General features: G+C 40.9%; 13 protein-coding genes. 4 read left to right on the plus strand and 9 right to left on the minus strand.

Translation table 11 applies throughout. The annotated features are described in order from the left end of the window. Positions 1-7: 7 nt before the first annotated feature. The 3 genes from D7322_RS19935 to D7322_RS19945 form a co-directional block, all read right to left on the minus strand. Positions 8-1,774 (minus strand): alpha-L-fucosidase, encoded by a 1,767-nt coding sequence (locus D7322_RS19935; protein WP_220700132.1) that lies wholly within the window; start codon positions 1,772-1,774, stop codon positions 8-10. Positions 1,775-1,807: 33 nt separating this feature from the next. Beyond that, positions 1,808-3,091 (minus strand): Gfo/Idh/MocA family protein, encoded by a 1,284-nt coding sequence (locus D7322_RS19940; RefSeq protein ID WP_121125991.1) that lies wholly within the window; start codon positions 3,089-3,091, stop codon positions 1,808-1,810. Between the two features lie 163 nt (positions 3,092-3,254). Beyond that, positions 3,255-4,934 carry an FAD-binding dehydrogenase gene (locus D7322_RS19945; protein WP_220700133.1) on the minus strand — a complete coding sequence of 560 codons (1,680 nt, stop codon included), beginning with the start codon at positions 4,932-4,934 and terminating at the stop codon, positions 3,255-3,257. A gap of 296 nt (positions 4,935-5,230) precedes the next feature. On the opposite strand from D7322_RS19945, the gene D7322_RS19950 reads away from it, so the two are divergent. Next, a complete protein-coding gene (locus D7322_RS19950; RefSeq protein WP_121125992.1) occupies positions 5,231-6,214 on the plus strand; it encodes an aldo/keto reductase in 984 nt (327 codons plus the stop codon). A 192-nt stretch (positions 6,215-6,406) separates the two neighbouring features. Here D7322_RS19950 and D7322_RS19955 read toward each other — a convergent pair whose 3' ends face one another. From D7322_RS19955 to D7322_RS19965, 3 genes are read right to left on the minus strand one after another with little or no spacing between them, the layout of a single operon-like run. Continuing rightward, positions 6,407-7,390: a Gfo/Idh/MocA family protein gene (locus D7322_RS19955; protein ID WP_121125993.1), complete on the minus strand. Its 984-nt coding sequence runs from the start codon at positions 7,388-7,390 to the stop codon at positions 6,407-6,409. Positions 7,391-7,428: 38 nt separating this feature from the next. Next, a complete protein-coding gene (locus D7322_RS19960) occupies positions 7,429-7,914 on the minus strand; it encodes a YdeI/OmpD-associated family protein (protein ID WP_121125994.1) in 486 nt (161 codons plus the stop codon). A 29-nt stretch (positions 7,915-7,943) separates the two neighbouring features. Continuing rightward, positions 7,944-8,903, minus strand: a complete 960-nt coding sequence (locus D7322_RS19965) for an aldo/keto reductase (protein WP_147430501.1) — start codon at positions 8,901-8,903, stop codon at positions 7,944-7,946. Positions 8,904-9,136: 233 nt separating this feature from the next. Between D7322_RS19965 and D7322_RS19970 the strand changes: the two genes are divergently transcribed. From D7322_RS19970 to D7322_RS19980, 3 genes are all read left to right on the plus strand, one after another. Beyond that, positions 9,137-10,177, plus strand: coding sequence for a sensor histidine kinase (locus D7322_RS19970; RefSeq protein WP_121125996.1), 1,041 nt, complete (start codon positions 9,137-9,139; stop codon positions 10,175-10,177). Continuing rightward, positions 10,167-10,880 (plus strand): LytR/AlgR family response regulator transcription factor, encoded by a 714-nt coding sequence (locus D7322_RS19975; RefSeq protein WP_121125997.1) that lies wholly within the window; start codon positions 10,167-10,169, stop codon positions 10,878-10,880. Before D7322_RS19970 ends, D7322_RS19975 begins: the two co-directional genes overlap by 11 nt. Positions 10,881-11,005: 125 nt before the next feature. Beyond that, positions 11,006-13,531: an outer membrane beta-barrel family protein gene (locus tag D7322_RS19980; protein WP_121125998.1), complete on the plus strand. Its 2,526-nt coding sequence runs from the start codon at positions 11,006-11,008 to the stop codon at positions 13,529-13,531. 91 nt (positions 13,532-13,622) lie between these two features. Here D7322_RS19980 and D7322_RS19985 read toward each other — a convergent pair whose 3' ends face one another. From D7322_RS19985 to D7322_RS19995, 3 genes are all read right to left on the minus strand, one after another. Beyond that, the gene (locus D7322_RS19985; protein ID WP_121125999.1) at positions 13,623-14,333 is read right to left on the minus strand and encodes an HAD hydrolase-like protein; all 711 of its coding nucleotides are present in this window, start codon (positions 14,331-14,333) and stop codon (positions 13,623-13,625) included. Between the two features lie 101 nt (positions 14,334-14,434). Further along, a complete protein-coding gene (locus tag D7322_RS19990; protein WP_121126000.1) occupies positions 14,435-14,884 on the minus strand; it encodes a DoxX family protein in 450 nt (149 codons plus the stop codon). Between the two features lie 54 nt (positions 14,885-14,938). Then, a complete protein-coding gene (locus D7322_RS19995) occupies positions 14,939-15,505 on the minus strand; it encodes a Crp/Fnr family transcriptional regulator (protein WP_121126001.1) in 567 nt (188 codons plus the stop codon). Positions 15,506-15,598: the final 93 nt, after the last annotated feature.

Raw genomic sequence — 15,598 nt, forward strand, 5'->3', positions numbered from 1 at the left:
CTCCTTCCTATTCCACATATTTAAACCGAAGAGCAGTCAGACTCGCCTTATCACCATTGCCTTCGACCAACGAAACAGTTATTTTATATCGTCCAGCCTTTTCAAATTTCATCCAGCCCCAGGGATACCAATTATAGACATGGGCCGACTCTTGTTGGTTTTGAACAACCTCGCCCGCTGAATTTTCAATACGCCATACCATCCGTCCTTCGCCTGCATAATTCATGTCTACCTGATAATAACCAGGTTTTTTGACAGCTATTTCATAGGAGAACTTACTTTTTTCTGTCCATTTACGGACCTGAACAACATGTTTCCATTCACCAAATTTCTCCATCCACGATTTTCCTTCTTTATTACAGCCCTCCACCTCTCCAAAATCAACGGGAATAACGGTTTCCAGTGCTGGATCAACTCCCAGCATTTCTTCGACCTGAGCTGTACCGTTTAATTTAATCTCGATGACAGATACCATCTTTTCGGGGGCAATTTTCGGAATATCAATTTTAAGCCAGTCCTTTTCAAATGTACAATTCAATTTTTCTTGATCTTTCGAACCCCGGAGTTTAATCGACTGAACCCCTTTGGTCAAGCCCGGAACGTATAAGGTTCCATCTGCAGGCCAATGATAGACCAGTAAGGAAATACGATCCCCCTGCACGGTGGCATCGCCCCAAGGTAGCGCATGCTTCCAAGGTGATGCTTGCGCACCATAAACCGTTTCGGGATAACGCTTGATCCAAGCACCTGCATTGCGCAGAGCCAAACCCGCCTGATCCGGAATAGAACCATCCGGTTTCGGGCCTACATTCAGCATGTATGTTCCCCCACGTGCGACAGTTGATAGTGTGCGTTGTAATATCTCCCGGCTACTCTTCCAATTATTGTCATACCAAGCATAGCCCCAGGAATCATTAGCCACATCAACCGTTTCCCAAATGCCATCCACATTCTCCCGAGGTACTTCCATGTCCCCGAGTGTAGAATAATCTCCCAGCCCATGCCCTACCCTTCCAGATACATATGCTCCCGGTTGATTTTTATGCACCAGTTCAACAAGCTTCTGTGCGTATTTTTTATCCATTCCACCCGGCGTATCAAACCATACCAGTTCTATAGGACCATAGCCTGTTGTAATTTGCTGTACCTCAGGATAGCATTTCTCCCAAAAGTAATCGTCAAAAGATTTCGCTTTACCCTGTGCATCAACCTTTGGGCCACCGTTTCCACCGGGATAAGTCCAATCCTGGTTTTGAGAATAATAAAATCCAAAACCGATGCCGCCTTCTTTACAAGCTTGCGCCAATTCAATCATTGGATCGCGTTTAAAATCCGTCGCATTGACAATATTGAAGGGGTTAACTTTCGAATGGAACATTGAAAATCCGTCATGGTGTTTACTGGTAATAACGATATAACGCATTCCGGCATCTTTTGCCAGCTTTACAATCGCTGTGGCATCAAACTGATCCGGATGAAAAGAAGACGCCGCCAATTTATATTCCGCAGGGGGAATATTCGCCATGCTCTTGTTCATCAGCCATTCTCCGATTCCATAATAGGTTTTTCCCTGCCATTTATTTGCTAATTGGGAATAAATACCCCAATGAATAAATAGGGCATATTTGCCCTCCCGGAACAGCTTTCCCCTATTTTGTGAAACAGCACTTTTCCCGCTGCCACCATCCCACATCTCTTCCATTCGTTGCGCAAGGGCATAATATGCACATAATGTACTGATTGCTACCCCGAATACGATCGTTTTAAAACTCATCGCAAAAAACTTTTGATACATCCGTATGCAACATTATACCTTAGGCATACTATACCCGTTTTGATAAATTTTAGCCAGATAGCGATCTGCATCTTTATCATTGAAAGTGCGCTTATTTTTATCCCAGTACAGCTTCTTTTTGCTTCGATAAGCAATATTCCCCATCTGGGAAAAAATGGCAATATGGGCACCCGCCTCGATCGGCGCATGCAGTTCTTCACTGGATTTATTGCGAACAGCTTCTATAAAATTGATCATATGTTTATCCAGTCCATTATCTTTTGATGGCTGAAATACGACAGCTTCCATACGGCCTTTTTCAGGAATAACCTCCCAGCCTTCACGATTGACCACCAATGTGCCATTATTACCGATAAAAGCGACCCCATGTGTTTTTTGATAAGGCCCGAGATCTATTCCCGTTGCCTGTTCCCACTGGACATTGAATCCGTCAAACTCGTACACTGTAGTTAAACTATCCGGAGTTTCAGCCGCATCATCAGGATAAGCAAATTTTCCTCCGGCGGCCATAACGGATACCGGATCAGAAACTTTCATTCCGATCAGGGCATAGTCCAACATATGAACGCCCCAATCCGTCATCAGCCCCCCCGCATAATCCCAGTACCACCTAAAATTAAAATGAAAACGATTGGGATTGAAAGACCGCTTTGGTGCAGGTCCGAGCCACTTATCATAATGAACACCTGCAGGCACCGCAGCATCCGCCAGTACAGGAATACTTTTCATCCAACCTTGATAAGCCCAAGCTTTGACCAAACGAATTTTACCAAGTTTCCCCCCATGCACAAAATCCATTGCATCTCTAAAATGCTGTTGGCTACGTTGCCACTGTCCCACTTGTACAACCCGTTTATACTTTTTTGCAGCGGCAACCATGACTTCACATTCCCGAATGGAATTTCCAATAGGTTTTTCAACATATACATCTTTACCCGCTGCAACCGCATCTACCATCTGTAAACAATGCCAATGGTCGGGTGTAGCGATGATCACAACATCCACATCATTCGCCCGGAGTAAATCTTTGTAATCAATATAGGTTTTGACTGTAATATTTCGTTTTTTTAATTCTTCCACTCGGTTGCTGAGTATATTTTCATCTACGTCACAAAGTGCTGTACATTGGACACCGGGAACTTTCAATATCGCATTTAGATTGGACCAGCCCATTCCGTTTACGCCGACCAGCCCGACACGCACAGTTCGAGATTCCCTGCCGAAAACAGGTGTATTGGCAAATAGCACTGAGGCCGTCAGGATCCCGGTATTACGGAGAAAATCTTTTCTTTTCATTGTTTAATTTGGTTTAGTTTGTTTTATTTTGATTAGATCTATCATCTTTTTGGTAAAGACGACTCATGCAGCACTTTCCCTACAGATAACTAATATAACATTTAATCATGAAGATCAGGAAAAATAAGGAAATTCTCTTTCCATTGAAATGAGTTTTACATTTTCAGAAAGTAGCCGCCGGTCTTCCCGCGATGTGCCTTCCAGCTTTCATGCCCGAAAAAATGCAACCGCCCAAAAATGTCCCTTCCAATGCTCTGTATCCGTGCATGCCTCCGCCTCCAAAACCAGCCACCTCTCCGGCAGCATACAGTCCTTCGATAATTTGGTCCTCTACTGTCAGAACCTGTGCATCAAGGTTCGTCTTAATCCCGCCCAGCGTCTTACGTGTCAGCACATGTAGCCGTACAGCAATCAATGGTCCATTCCTCGGATCCAATATCTTATGTGGAGAAGCAACTCTTCCTAGCCTATCGCCGAGATATTTTCGCGTACTACGGATATAATTGACCTGGGTGTCTTTCGTAAATTTGTTATCCAATTCACGGTCTCTTGCCAGGATCTGTGATTCAATAAATTCATAATTTAACAGATCATCTCCGGAAAGGAGATTCATTCTTCGTACCAGCTCCGATAATGTGTCCGAAACGATAAAATCCACCCCATGCTCCTTAAATGCCTCAACCGGTCCAGGCGCCTTGGCACCGAAAATCCGTTGGAGGAAGAGTTTATAATCCCTATTAGTGATATCTGGATTTTGTTCGGAGCCGGAAAGCGCAAATTCTTTTTTAATGATTTTCTGTGTCAAAATAAACCAGGAATACGAATAACCACTATGTTGTATATGCTTTAGCGTACCCAAGGTGTCAAATCCCGGTAAAAAAGGCGCCGGAAGTCTATTACCTTTCGCATCGAACCAAAGAGAGGAAGGACCAGGTAAAATACGTATACCATGATTGGGCCAAATCGGATTCCAGTTCTGGATACCTTCGGTATAATGCCACATGCGATCTTTATTGATCGTGTGGGCGCCGATCTGTTCAGCGACCGCAATCATCTTTCCGTCTACATATGCGGGAACTCCAGAGATCATCGCGGATGGAGCTGTACCCAGCCGTTCAGGCCAGTTCTTTCGTACAAGTTCGTGATTGGCGCCAAGCCCGCCCGAAGCAACGACAACGTGCGGCGCATGATATTCGAAGGTGTCAATGACATTTCTATTGGTCGCAGCCCCCCTTTCCTTATCATCATCTTCTAAAATATCACCAAATACCCCTTTTATCGCATCATTTTCCATAATCAACCTGGTAACACGATGCCTAAATTTAAATTGCAAGAGTCCATTTTGTTCCGCAGTATAGGCCTTTTCAATAAAGGGTTTAACGACTCCTGTTCCAGTACCCCAACTTACATGAAATCTGGGAACCGAATTTCCGTGACCGGAAGCACGGCCATCTCCACGCTCAGCCCAGCCTACCATAAACATGAATTTAATACCTAGCTTCGTTACATACGCGTATTTCTCACCGGCCGCGAATTTCAAGTAGGCATCGACCCATTGACGGGGCCAGTAATCAGTTGCCCGATCAAAACCTGCGGTACCGAACCAATCTTGCTGCGCCAGCTCCAAAGAATCTTTGATCCCCATACGACGTTGTTGTGGTGAATTGATAAAAAATAGACCGCCAAAAGACCAAAATGCCTGTCCCCCGATATTTCTTTCGGTCTCTTGATCCAATAGAAGTACTTTCTTTCCTACATTGGTAATTTCCATTGCCGCAGTTAATCCTGCCAGACCAGTCCCGATAATGATAGCATCAGGTTTAAATTCTTCTTCTATCCGCATACGCTATATATCAATGTTCTATATTCTTTAAGGTTTCGTGCAGTTAGTTCACTTTTGTCTCCCCTAAATTTACCTGTTTCTCTTTTGATGTACAAAGAGAAATAAAATTCAAGCTGTAAAAAGAAGGTCAATCTATAATTAAAATTATATACAATTGTAATTTAACTTATTTTAATGATAGAAATTACTGTTCTACCTTTGCACTATCAATCCTTGGAATCATCGTATTGAGCAAGTCGCCCTCTTTTGATTTGATGAAAATATTCAGAGGGCAGTAAAGATTAAAATAACAAAATATGGAATACAGAAAATTAGGAAGAACAGATTTGGAACTTTCAGTAATCACCTATGGTGCTTTCGCCATTGGAGGAAATATGTGGGGTGGTAATGAGAAAAAAGACTCTATCGAATCGGTACGAGCTTCTATTGATCATGGAGTTACCACGCTAGATACAGCTCCTTTCTATGGCTTCGGTTTAAGTGAAGAGATGATAGGCGAAGCGATAAAAGGTTACGATAGGTCTAAAATTCAGTTGTTGACCAAATTTGGTTTACTATGGGACGGAAGTAATCAGGGTAAAGGTGAATTTTTCTTTGATGCCGAGGAAAATGGCAAAACTATCCCTGTTTACAAATATGCCTCAAAGGCCAGTGTGATTAAAGAAGTCGAAAACAGCCTAAAACGCCTGCAATCGGACTATATAGACTTATTGCAAATCCATTGGCCAGATAATACTACACCCATTGCTGAAACAATGGAAGCCTTAGATTTACTTTTGCAACAAGGAAAAATTCGTGCAGCGGGTGTAAGCAATTATAGTGTTGAGCAAGTTTCGGAAGCTCAGAATTCAATCCAGATCGCAAGCAATCAGGTCGGTTACAGTATGCTAAACCGTGGCATTGAGCAAGATCTTGTACCTTATGCACAACAGCATGATTTGAGCATCATTGTTTATAGCCCAATGGAACGTGGCCTACTTACAGGTAAATACTTTAGTGAAGGTAAATTGAAAGAAAATGATCACCGTAACGGCTACTTTCAGCAATTTGATCTCAAAAAAGTACAAACCTTCTTAGATACCATCAGTCCAGTGGCAGCTGATAAAGGCGTTACGCTCTCACAATTGGTACTGCGGTGGACAAGCTTGCAACCTGCTATAACCGTTGTATTAGCTGGAGCGCGAAACGCTGACCAGGCTATTGCAAATGCAGAAGCTACAGCAATCGATCTCACGATAGATGAGCTATCATTTATCAATGGCGCCTTGGCCAAGATTTAAATTTTAGGCATAGAAAAACTCTTATGACAGTACTCCACTTCAGTGCTGTCCTGTTATAAGAGTTGAAAATTTGCTATTGTAACTGTCATTTGATTAAAGACTGCCTACCACTAGTTTTCATTTTGACCAGCCATAGCATCGGAATTGATACCTATAAGCGTTGAAATCTATCGCCGGCCTGTCACTGGTCACTTATTTTATTTTGGCAAAACAATCAATAATCTCCATTAAAGTCACTGCTTCCTCCATAGATGCAGGATTTGGACCATTCCCCTCAAAGAAAGCCACTGTACTAGCGATCATGGGATATTGTATATGCTCAGGATGCTCAAACACAAATTCATTCTCTTCATCATCAGATTGAACGGCTACCGAATTGCCAAATATGGAAAAGGTAATCTTCCCGCGGCTACCTATGATCTCACAGTGATCTACCTGATCTTCTTGCCTGACATTAAAACACCAGCTTCCATTAAAAACAACTTGATGCTCAAATAATATAGTTCCAGTTGTTTGATCTGCGACAGCAGAGGCTACATCCTGAATCTGGCTAAATCCTTCAAAAGAAATCGGTAAGCCAAAAAAATACAACATCAGATCCAATTGATGTGGTGCAAGATCAAAAAAATATCCACCTCCGGATATTGTTGGGTCTGTGCGCCAGTCTGCCGCCCCCTTGGTCACTAAATCCGGCGACCGACTCTGCCATAACCGGAGCTGGACAGTACGAACTGTTCCTATCCGCCCTGTGTCCAGCAACTCTTTTACTTTGAGAAATAGCGGTAACTGTCTTCGATAATGCGCAACGACAAGCTTGCCATTAGTCTTCCTGACAACATCCAAAAGCAGTCTTGCTTCATGTGCATTTAAGGTAACCGGTTTCTCGATATAAACATCTTTTCCGGCTGCTAGCGCCTTCAATGCATAGTCAAAATGCGAAGACGGTGGAGTCGCAATATAAATAGCATTCAATGCCGGATTGTCCAACAAGTCTTCGACCTTCGAATACCAATGCGAAACTTGGTGTCTATGGGCATAATCGGCAGCTTTAGCGGCATCTCTCCGCATTACAGCCAATAATCTACTATCTTTAACTTTATTAAACGCGGGACCGCTTTTTTTCTCTGTCACATCACCGCACCCTATGATTCCCCACCTTACCTTTGCATCTTCCATTTTATTTATTTTTTGAACTAATCCCCCAACAAAAATTTTTATTCCGGTTTCAGGCGCCCGATAAACGCATTTTTACCAAGCAAAAATCCAATTGCCTTTTCAATATTTTTACGTCGGCTGTCATCGGTCTTTAGAAAAGAAATATAACGGATAATCTCCTTTCTTTTGGATGGTGCCAAACGGTCAAAGACTGTTTTAGCTTCTTCATTTTCTAATAATGCCTGCTCTAGTTCGGGATGCGGGAGCAGACTTCGGTCTTCCGGATCAAAAACAACAGATAATTCCAATATTTCACCGATTCGTTTAGGTGAATTTGGCAACATTTGGGTGTTGATATACAATCGCCACTCGCCCTTATACCGTAATAGGGTCTGATTATAATCTTTACCATTTACCTTCCCACTGATAGGGATATATCCCTTATCCACTCCAGCTTCGGCGAAGAGATTATGTAAAATTTCATCAGGCACAAAAACAAAAGGATTGATTCCTATTATCTCCAATTTGGCTTTAAAGACCGACATATACATTGCTATTTATCATTCGTTAAAAATTAAGCTACATCAAGTATATGCGCTATCCGGTTGAGTTCCTCTATACTAAAGCTCAAATTATCAAGCGACTTTAACGAATCCGTCAGTTGTTCACTGTTTCTCGCTCCGACCAAAACCGAAGTCAGGCGTTCATCCTTTAATAGCCATGCAATAGCCATCTGCGCCAGTGATTGGCCTCGTTGCAATGCGATTTCATCCAAAGCAGATAATTTTGTGATCAGGTCAGATGTAATAGTGGTACTCTTCAAGAAATGTTCTTTTGAAGCTCGAGAACCTGTCGGAATATTGCCTTGTAAATATTTATTGGTCAGTAATCCCTGTGCCAAGGGAGAGAAAGCAATAACTCCTACCCCTTCTTCATCCAACACGTCCAACAGTCCATCCTCTGGCTTACGCACCAACATGGAATACTTGGGTTGATGGATCAGACAAGGACATCTCAGATCATGTAATAGTGCAATTGCCCTCCTCGCTAAATCCGCAGGATAGTTTGATAGACCGACATACAGGGCTTTTCCCTGTCGTACAATATCACTTAAGGCAGTCATCGTTTCTTCCAAAGGCGTCTGCGGGTCAGGTCGATGATGATAGAAAATATCAATGTAATCAAGTTTTAGGCGCTTTAAGCTCTGAAGTAAGCTTGCCATTAAATATTTACGGCTTCCCCAATCGCCATAGGGTCCATCCCACATGGTGTATCCCGCTTTGGTCGACAACAAAAGTTCGTCCCGATGTCCAACAAAATCTGAGCTCAACATAGCACCAAAATTTCGCTCCGCGCTACCGGGAGGTGGACCATAATTATTGGCGAGGTCAAAATGTGTGATACCATTGTCAAAAGCCGTACGTAGCGTCTGCCTAAACACTTCTTTTTGATCGATATCACCAAAATTTTGCCACAGACCAAGGGAAATAGCCGGAAGCTGGATACCACTTTTCCCACATCGCCTATAAGGCATTAAATTATATCGGTTTGGATTGAATGTCACGTTGTCAAGTTTATGTATGCAAAATACAAAACTATTTTGAAGAGTTTATGCAAACGCAATAACCAATGTCCCGAAATATTTCGAGACATAACAATTTAAACTAAAATTTATACCATTCCCTGCCATCGATATCGTATTACTATCGCAAATATTTTTATACTTTTGATTACATTCCAATAATAGCACAACTTGAAGAGCGCATCATGATCAGTAAATTCTTAAGAAAATTCTATTTACACCTAGTGATATGGACCATCCTGCTATTACTCCCTTTTATTACTTATCTCTATCAGCCCGATAAAATCGCTGATTTCAAAATCTACTCAGCGCTATCACATCTCAGCAATATCGTCTTCCTGGCGAGTAACTTTTATCTGCATTGTTATGTTGTTGCACCGAAGTACTTCTTTGGTCACCGAAAGATTTTTATCCTATTCATCGCACTAGGTTTTGTGGCCTACGTCCTGCTCAATTATGCCATCGTTTATTTCAACCCAAACGGAGAATTAGCACATTTTAAAAAAGAGAATATCCTATTTGTGCGACTTGTAGTAGGTCCAGGTATTATCTACTCTCTATGTATGATCACTTCGTCCATGATCTTTCTTTATAATGAACAAGCGAGACAGAAAGAACTTAATAAGCAAATTGCATTAGAGAAGACAACAGCTGAACTGACTATTTTGAAACTGCAAATTAGTCCACATTTTTTATTCAACACACTCAACAATATTCGCTGGCTGATCCGCAAGCAATCTCCTGACTCCGAAGGGACAATAGTCAAGCTCTCCGAAATGCTGCGCTACATACTTTATGAAGTTGATGGACCGAAGGTCGAACTTTTCAAAGAAATTGATCATATGCGTAATTTCATTGCTTTGCAGACATTAAGGCTTCCCATTGCAGGTGAAGTTGATCTACAAATCGAAAGTAGCGTCAAGAATAGAATGATCCCGCCTTTATTATTTATTCATTTTGTAGAAAATGCCTTCAAATATGGGGTGGATAGCAAAAACAGCCCCTACATACAGTTTCAATTCATAGATATTCCGGGTGGGCTTGTTTTTAAATCAGTTAATAAAATATTACAATATACCGAGCACCAGCCAAATGAAGGGATCGGATTGACAAATGTAAAACGACGATTACAGTTGCTTTATCCCAATCGCCATGAACTCACGATCAAAAGAACAGCAGACGACTATTTTGAAGTTGCACTCAGACTAATGACAGATGAAGATTAAATGTATACTCATTGACGACGAACCATTCGCCCTTAATTTGCTGGAGGATGATCTGTTAAGTTTTGACCAAATCGAAATTCTACAGAAATTCCATGCTCCTGTAGACGTTGTTAACTACCTGAAGAATCATTCGGTAGATCTCATTTTTCTGGACATCCAGATGCCGGAAAAACTAGGAACACAATTTGTCAGGGATCTCGAAGATCCACCGTTAATCATATTTACAACTGCCTACCATCAATATGCTGTTGAGGGATTTGAATTAAATGCAGTAGATTATCTTTTGAAGCCTATTTCAAAAGAACGGCTCACGGCTGCGGTTCGAAAAGTAGCGGATATCATGACACTACGGAACAAACACCTTGTCGAAAAAGACCATATTGTCGTGCATGTGGAATATAAAAAAACCAAGATTTATCACCACGAAATCAGCTATATCGAAGGTTTAAAAGACTACGTAAAAATCTATTTGGTTGACCGGCAGACCCCACTCCTAACCCGAAGTAATTTACGTGGTATGGAAAAGCTATTGCCAGCAAGCGATTTCCTACGCATACACAATTCTTTTATTGTCAACAAAGCCAGAATCGAACATTGCACACCGGCAAAACTTACCTTACCTGAAGTTGCACTACCAATTGGCAGAAAATATGTCAAAAATATAGAGCAGTTCCAGACAAAAGGGTCAGCGAACAAAGGATAACAGCCATTGGTCTACACATTCAGCCCATCGGTCTACAGATGATTGTGTAAAATAAAAATCATTTACAAATTTGCTTGGGGTCAATTTGTCCAACACCAGCTATTGATCCGTATAGCAAAGAAAAAATGAAAAAAATTATAGCAGCACTCTTACTGGCAACTGCGGTTGCCTCTTTACATGCCCAAACAGTTCCCGGTAGCCGTCCAGGTAGTTTCTCCGTCGCTGAAGGCAAACTTTCCGGTCAACTGATAGACCTTCAGGGCAAACCAATCGCACAGGCTTCTGTCAATCTACTGCGGGTGATCCATGATCAGTCTTCAGGCAAAGAGCGGGAAATCTTATTCAAAAGCACGAGTTCGCTTGAAAATGGAAAATTTAGTTTTACGGCACTATCCACCAAAGACAAATGGAAGTTAAAAATAAGCTCGGTAGGTTACAGCCCTAAAGATATTGTGGTCGAGTATGGATCTGATAGCAAAGTTTTGGATAAAGATCTTGGTGCTATCACATTGGAAAATGATAATCGAAAGCTAGACGAAGTAACGGTCACAGGTCGTAAAGCTTTACTTGAAATGGATATCGACAAAAAAGTATACAATGTAGAAAAGAATATCGTAGCAGCGGGTGGTACTGCCATCGATGTTATGCGCAATATGCCTTCTGTGCAAGTTGATATTGATGGGAATGTCAAGCTCCGGAATGCTGCACCGACTATTTTTGTAGATGGCAAACCCACAACATTAACCCCAGACCAAATACCTGCTGACGTCATCGAAAAGATCGAAATCATCACCAATCCTTCTGCCAAATATGATGCTTCGGGGAGTATGGCCGGAATTTTAAATATTATTCTGAAAAAGAATAAAAAAACAGGTTACAACGGTATGGTTACTCTTGGAGCAGATCGCTTTGGCGGGACCAATTTTATGGGAAGTCTCAATTTGCGTCAAAACAAATTCAATATATCCCTTACGGGAATGAATATGCGTATGCGGACAAATACCGAAGGTGATAGCTATCGGAACAGCACAATTGGTGGCGTTAATTCTGAGGTTAATCAGGATATCGAAGGTAAAACAAAGGGAATGATCAGCTTTGGAAGGCTCGGGGTAGACTATGACCTTAGTCAACGCACGACAGTATCTGTTGCCGGAATCTTTGTCGAAGGTAAATTTCGCCCCAATGAAAACACGATGATAACGACGGAAACGCAAGGCAATAGCAATAGAATTTCCGAATCCGAACGTAGTTTCAAACCTAGAGGTTTACAGGCAGGCCTTGTTCAGAAATTCAAAACCGAGGGTGAAGAATTGACCGCGGACTTTAATTATTTCGGTGGAACAAACAATTCTCATGGTACTTACACCACCAATTATTTAGATAAAAGTGGAATCATTGGTTCACAGATCCAAAAGAACATTGGATCTGGTGACAATAAATTTATGACCGTACAGGCAGATTATGTTAAACCATTTAAAAATGGGATGAAACTTGAGACGGGGGTTCGCGCGCAGATCAACAAACTCAAAAACCTGAATAACAACAGCCTTAAAGCCCGCGATAAAGATGATTACGAGGATATCAGCGCTGCGTCAGCCAATTACGATAACAAGAATACGGTCTATGCGGCTTATGCTTCACTTGGTGGCGACCTCAGAGATTGGGTATCTTATAAAGTCGGTATGCGTGTAGAAAATTCCACCTATGACGGTGAATTAATCAACACAAACCAAAAATTCCACAATAAATACCCGCTTAGTCTCTTTCCTTCCCTATTCCTTAGCAAGAAACTGACCGAGAAAGATCAGCTACAGATGAGTGTCACCCGTCGTGTGAATCGTCCCAACTTCTTTCAGTTAATTCCATTTGTTGACTATACGGACAGCTTAAATATTACACGTGGTAATCCGGACCTCGTCCCGGAGTTTACAACTTCAGGCGAATTATCCTATAGCCGGACACATGGCAAAGGTACCTTCTTGGCTTCGGTTTATTACAAAAAAACCACGAACCTGATCACCCGTTACCTAACTCAGGAACTCAATCCCATTACCGATAAAATGGATTTTATCAATACCTATATTAATGCAAATTCCAGCAAAAACTATGGGGCAGAGTTTACGTACACGAATAACCTAAAAAAATGGTGGGATCTGACTGCAGACCTCAATTTCTATAATTCAAAAATTGAAATAGATGACAAGACACCATCGGAAGGTATGTGGACTGTATTTGGAAAATTAAATAATACATTCAATCTAAAAAAGAATTGGAACCTTCAGCTCGCGTTTGAATATCAAGGGAAAACAAATATGCCGGTCACACAAAATCAAACCTTTGGTCCGCCGATGAATCAGGCTCAAAGTTCCTCTCAGGGATACATAAAGCCTTTTTATGGAATTGATTTTGCCATCAAGAAAAGTTTCCTGAAAAATCAAGCTGCTTCCGTGACATTGGCTGTAAACGATATTTTTAGGACCCGCAGCAATACCATAGTCTCTTCAGGGGATGGTTTCTACCAAGACTATTATCGCCTCTCCAATCCGCAGCTTGTCAAATTGAACCTTTCCTATCGTTTTGGCAAAATGGACATGAATATGTTCAAGAAAAACAAAAACCAAAATTCCATGGAAGGTATACAAATGCAATAGACACTTACATTTAGTTTGACATATTAAAGCAGAAAGAGACCGATTGGATGGTCTCTTTCTGCTTTATTTCTTTTATACGGTCTTCATTTCATTAAACCACCTGACTTGGTATATTGTATTTTTCGATAATGGGTACAATTTCCAGTAGATCATCAATCACGTAATCCGGATGAGCTGACTTTAGCTGGTCAGCAAGATGCGCCCCTGTCGTAATACCAATACTCAAAGCACAACCCGCATTCTGACCTTCTTTTATATCAATAATCGAGTCCCCTATTTTTACTACACCTGTGGGCTCTGTTATTGCAAAATTTACTCTTGCAAGATCGATCATATCCGGATAAGGTCTATTTTTAGGCACATCGGATGCTGTAATCAGTGCATCAATATCTCGACCGACAGCCCAATTAAGCTTTTTCAAAAGGGATTCCGCCGTTTTACGGTCATATCCCGTATTTAATACCCGAAGTATATTCATCTCTTTCAAAATCGCAAAAAGTTCATTCGCATTTGAATTCGGATAAATGTCTGCTACTTCATAGGCATTTTCAAGTGCTTGCAAAAATGATTGGAACATCTGCTCCGCCAATTGGCTATCAACTATATTGAGGCAATTTTTTAGTATAGTCTTAATGGCCTGTAATTTTTCTTTGCCAGCTCCGTGCTCCAACACTTCTGTCAATGTAAGTTGATAACCACCAATTTGATTTATCACCTGTTGAAGTGTCTTGTAAACTATATTATCCTCATTTACAGTAGTACCTGCCATATCAAATACCACCATCTTGATCGCTTCTCTCATTTATTTACCATTAAATGTTTAGCAAAAATAAAATATTGTTAAACAACACTAAACTTATCAATATTAAGTTATTGCTATCTTTAAGTTAAGAGGAGCGTAAATTAACGTAGTACACAATAATAAGTCCAGCCGATAAGCAGCAGTTGAAATGGAATCCTAAACCACAGGTATTCGGTACCTTTTCCATCAAAAGTCGCAGTTTCATAGTTCAGGTGCCTCATACTCGCATATATATTTGTCGGTAGTATCAGTATAAAAAAGACAATTAAAAGCATCCCTGTAAGACGACTTATAGATGGTATGAATAAACCAAAGGCCCCCATGACCTCCAATAGTCCAGTCACATAAATTATTTCTTTTTTTAATGGGATAAAATCAGGAAGCATCAACACCATTCCCTTTGTGTAAATAAGGTGTCCAAGGGAGGTAAACAATAATGTGGTAGCAAGGGCTATTTTTCCAGCCAAATGATAATCCATATCGCCCTTATACTGTCGTATAACTAAATTGCTGATGAAAAATACGGTAAGTAAAACAAAAAGTGGTTTCATAATCTTTTTTATTCAAAGTTATGGGTCTTTCTATTCCCTATCAATGAACAATTGTTAAGAAATTTCCTTCCGGATTCTGCTTAGTGATTGTGGTCTAATCCCAATATAAGATGCCAAGTATTTGAGTGGGATATTATTAATTAACTCAGGCTGTTCCCGCATCAGATTGACATACCTCGTTTTGGCTGAATCTTCGAGTAAGGTAAATTCACGTTTCATTTTCTTCAAAAAGATATCTTCGATTGCCTTTCGTCCGATAAAATTCCCTACCTGTGTCGTTTTGTACACAGTATCCAGATCATCATAAGATATTCGCCACAAGACGCAATCTGTAATCGCTTCAAGATTATAAGACGATGCAGTTTGGGTCAAGAATGAATCATAGGCACTCACAAAAGAGTTTTCAAACGCAAAACCAAAGGTAAAATCGTAATCTAATTTTGGAATATTGAACCGAACAATTCCCTTTTCAATAAAAGATAGATAGCGCTCCGTTTTGCCCATTTCGAGAATCAATGATCTTTTCGAAAAAACTGCCTTGGAAAGCATTGACGAAAAAATATCCCAGTCCCCCGCCTCCATCTTAATGAGTGAGTCAAAATAATTCTTGATTTTATCCATTCTATCCATATTTTAAAACAAGATAAAAACTTCTGGTCAAACAAGAGAAACCACGATCTTATTATCTATTTAATTATTTAATCACTTAATTTC

This window comes from Sphingobacterium puteale, from assembly GCF_003627955.1.
GTDB classification, from domain to species: Bacteria; Bacteroidota; Bacteroidia; order Sphingobacteriales; family Sphingobacteriaceae; genus Sphingobacterium; species Sphingobacterium puteale.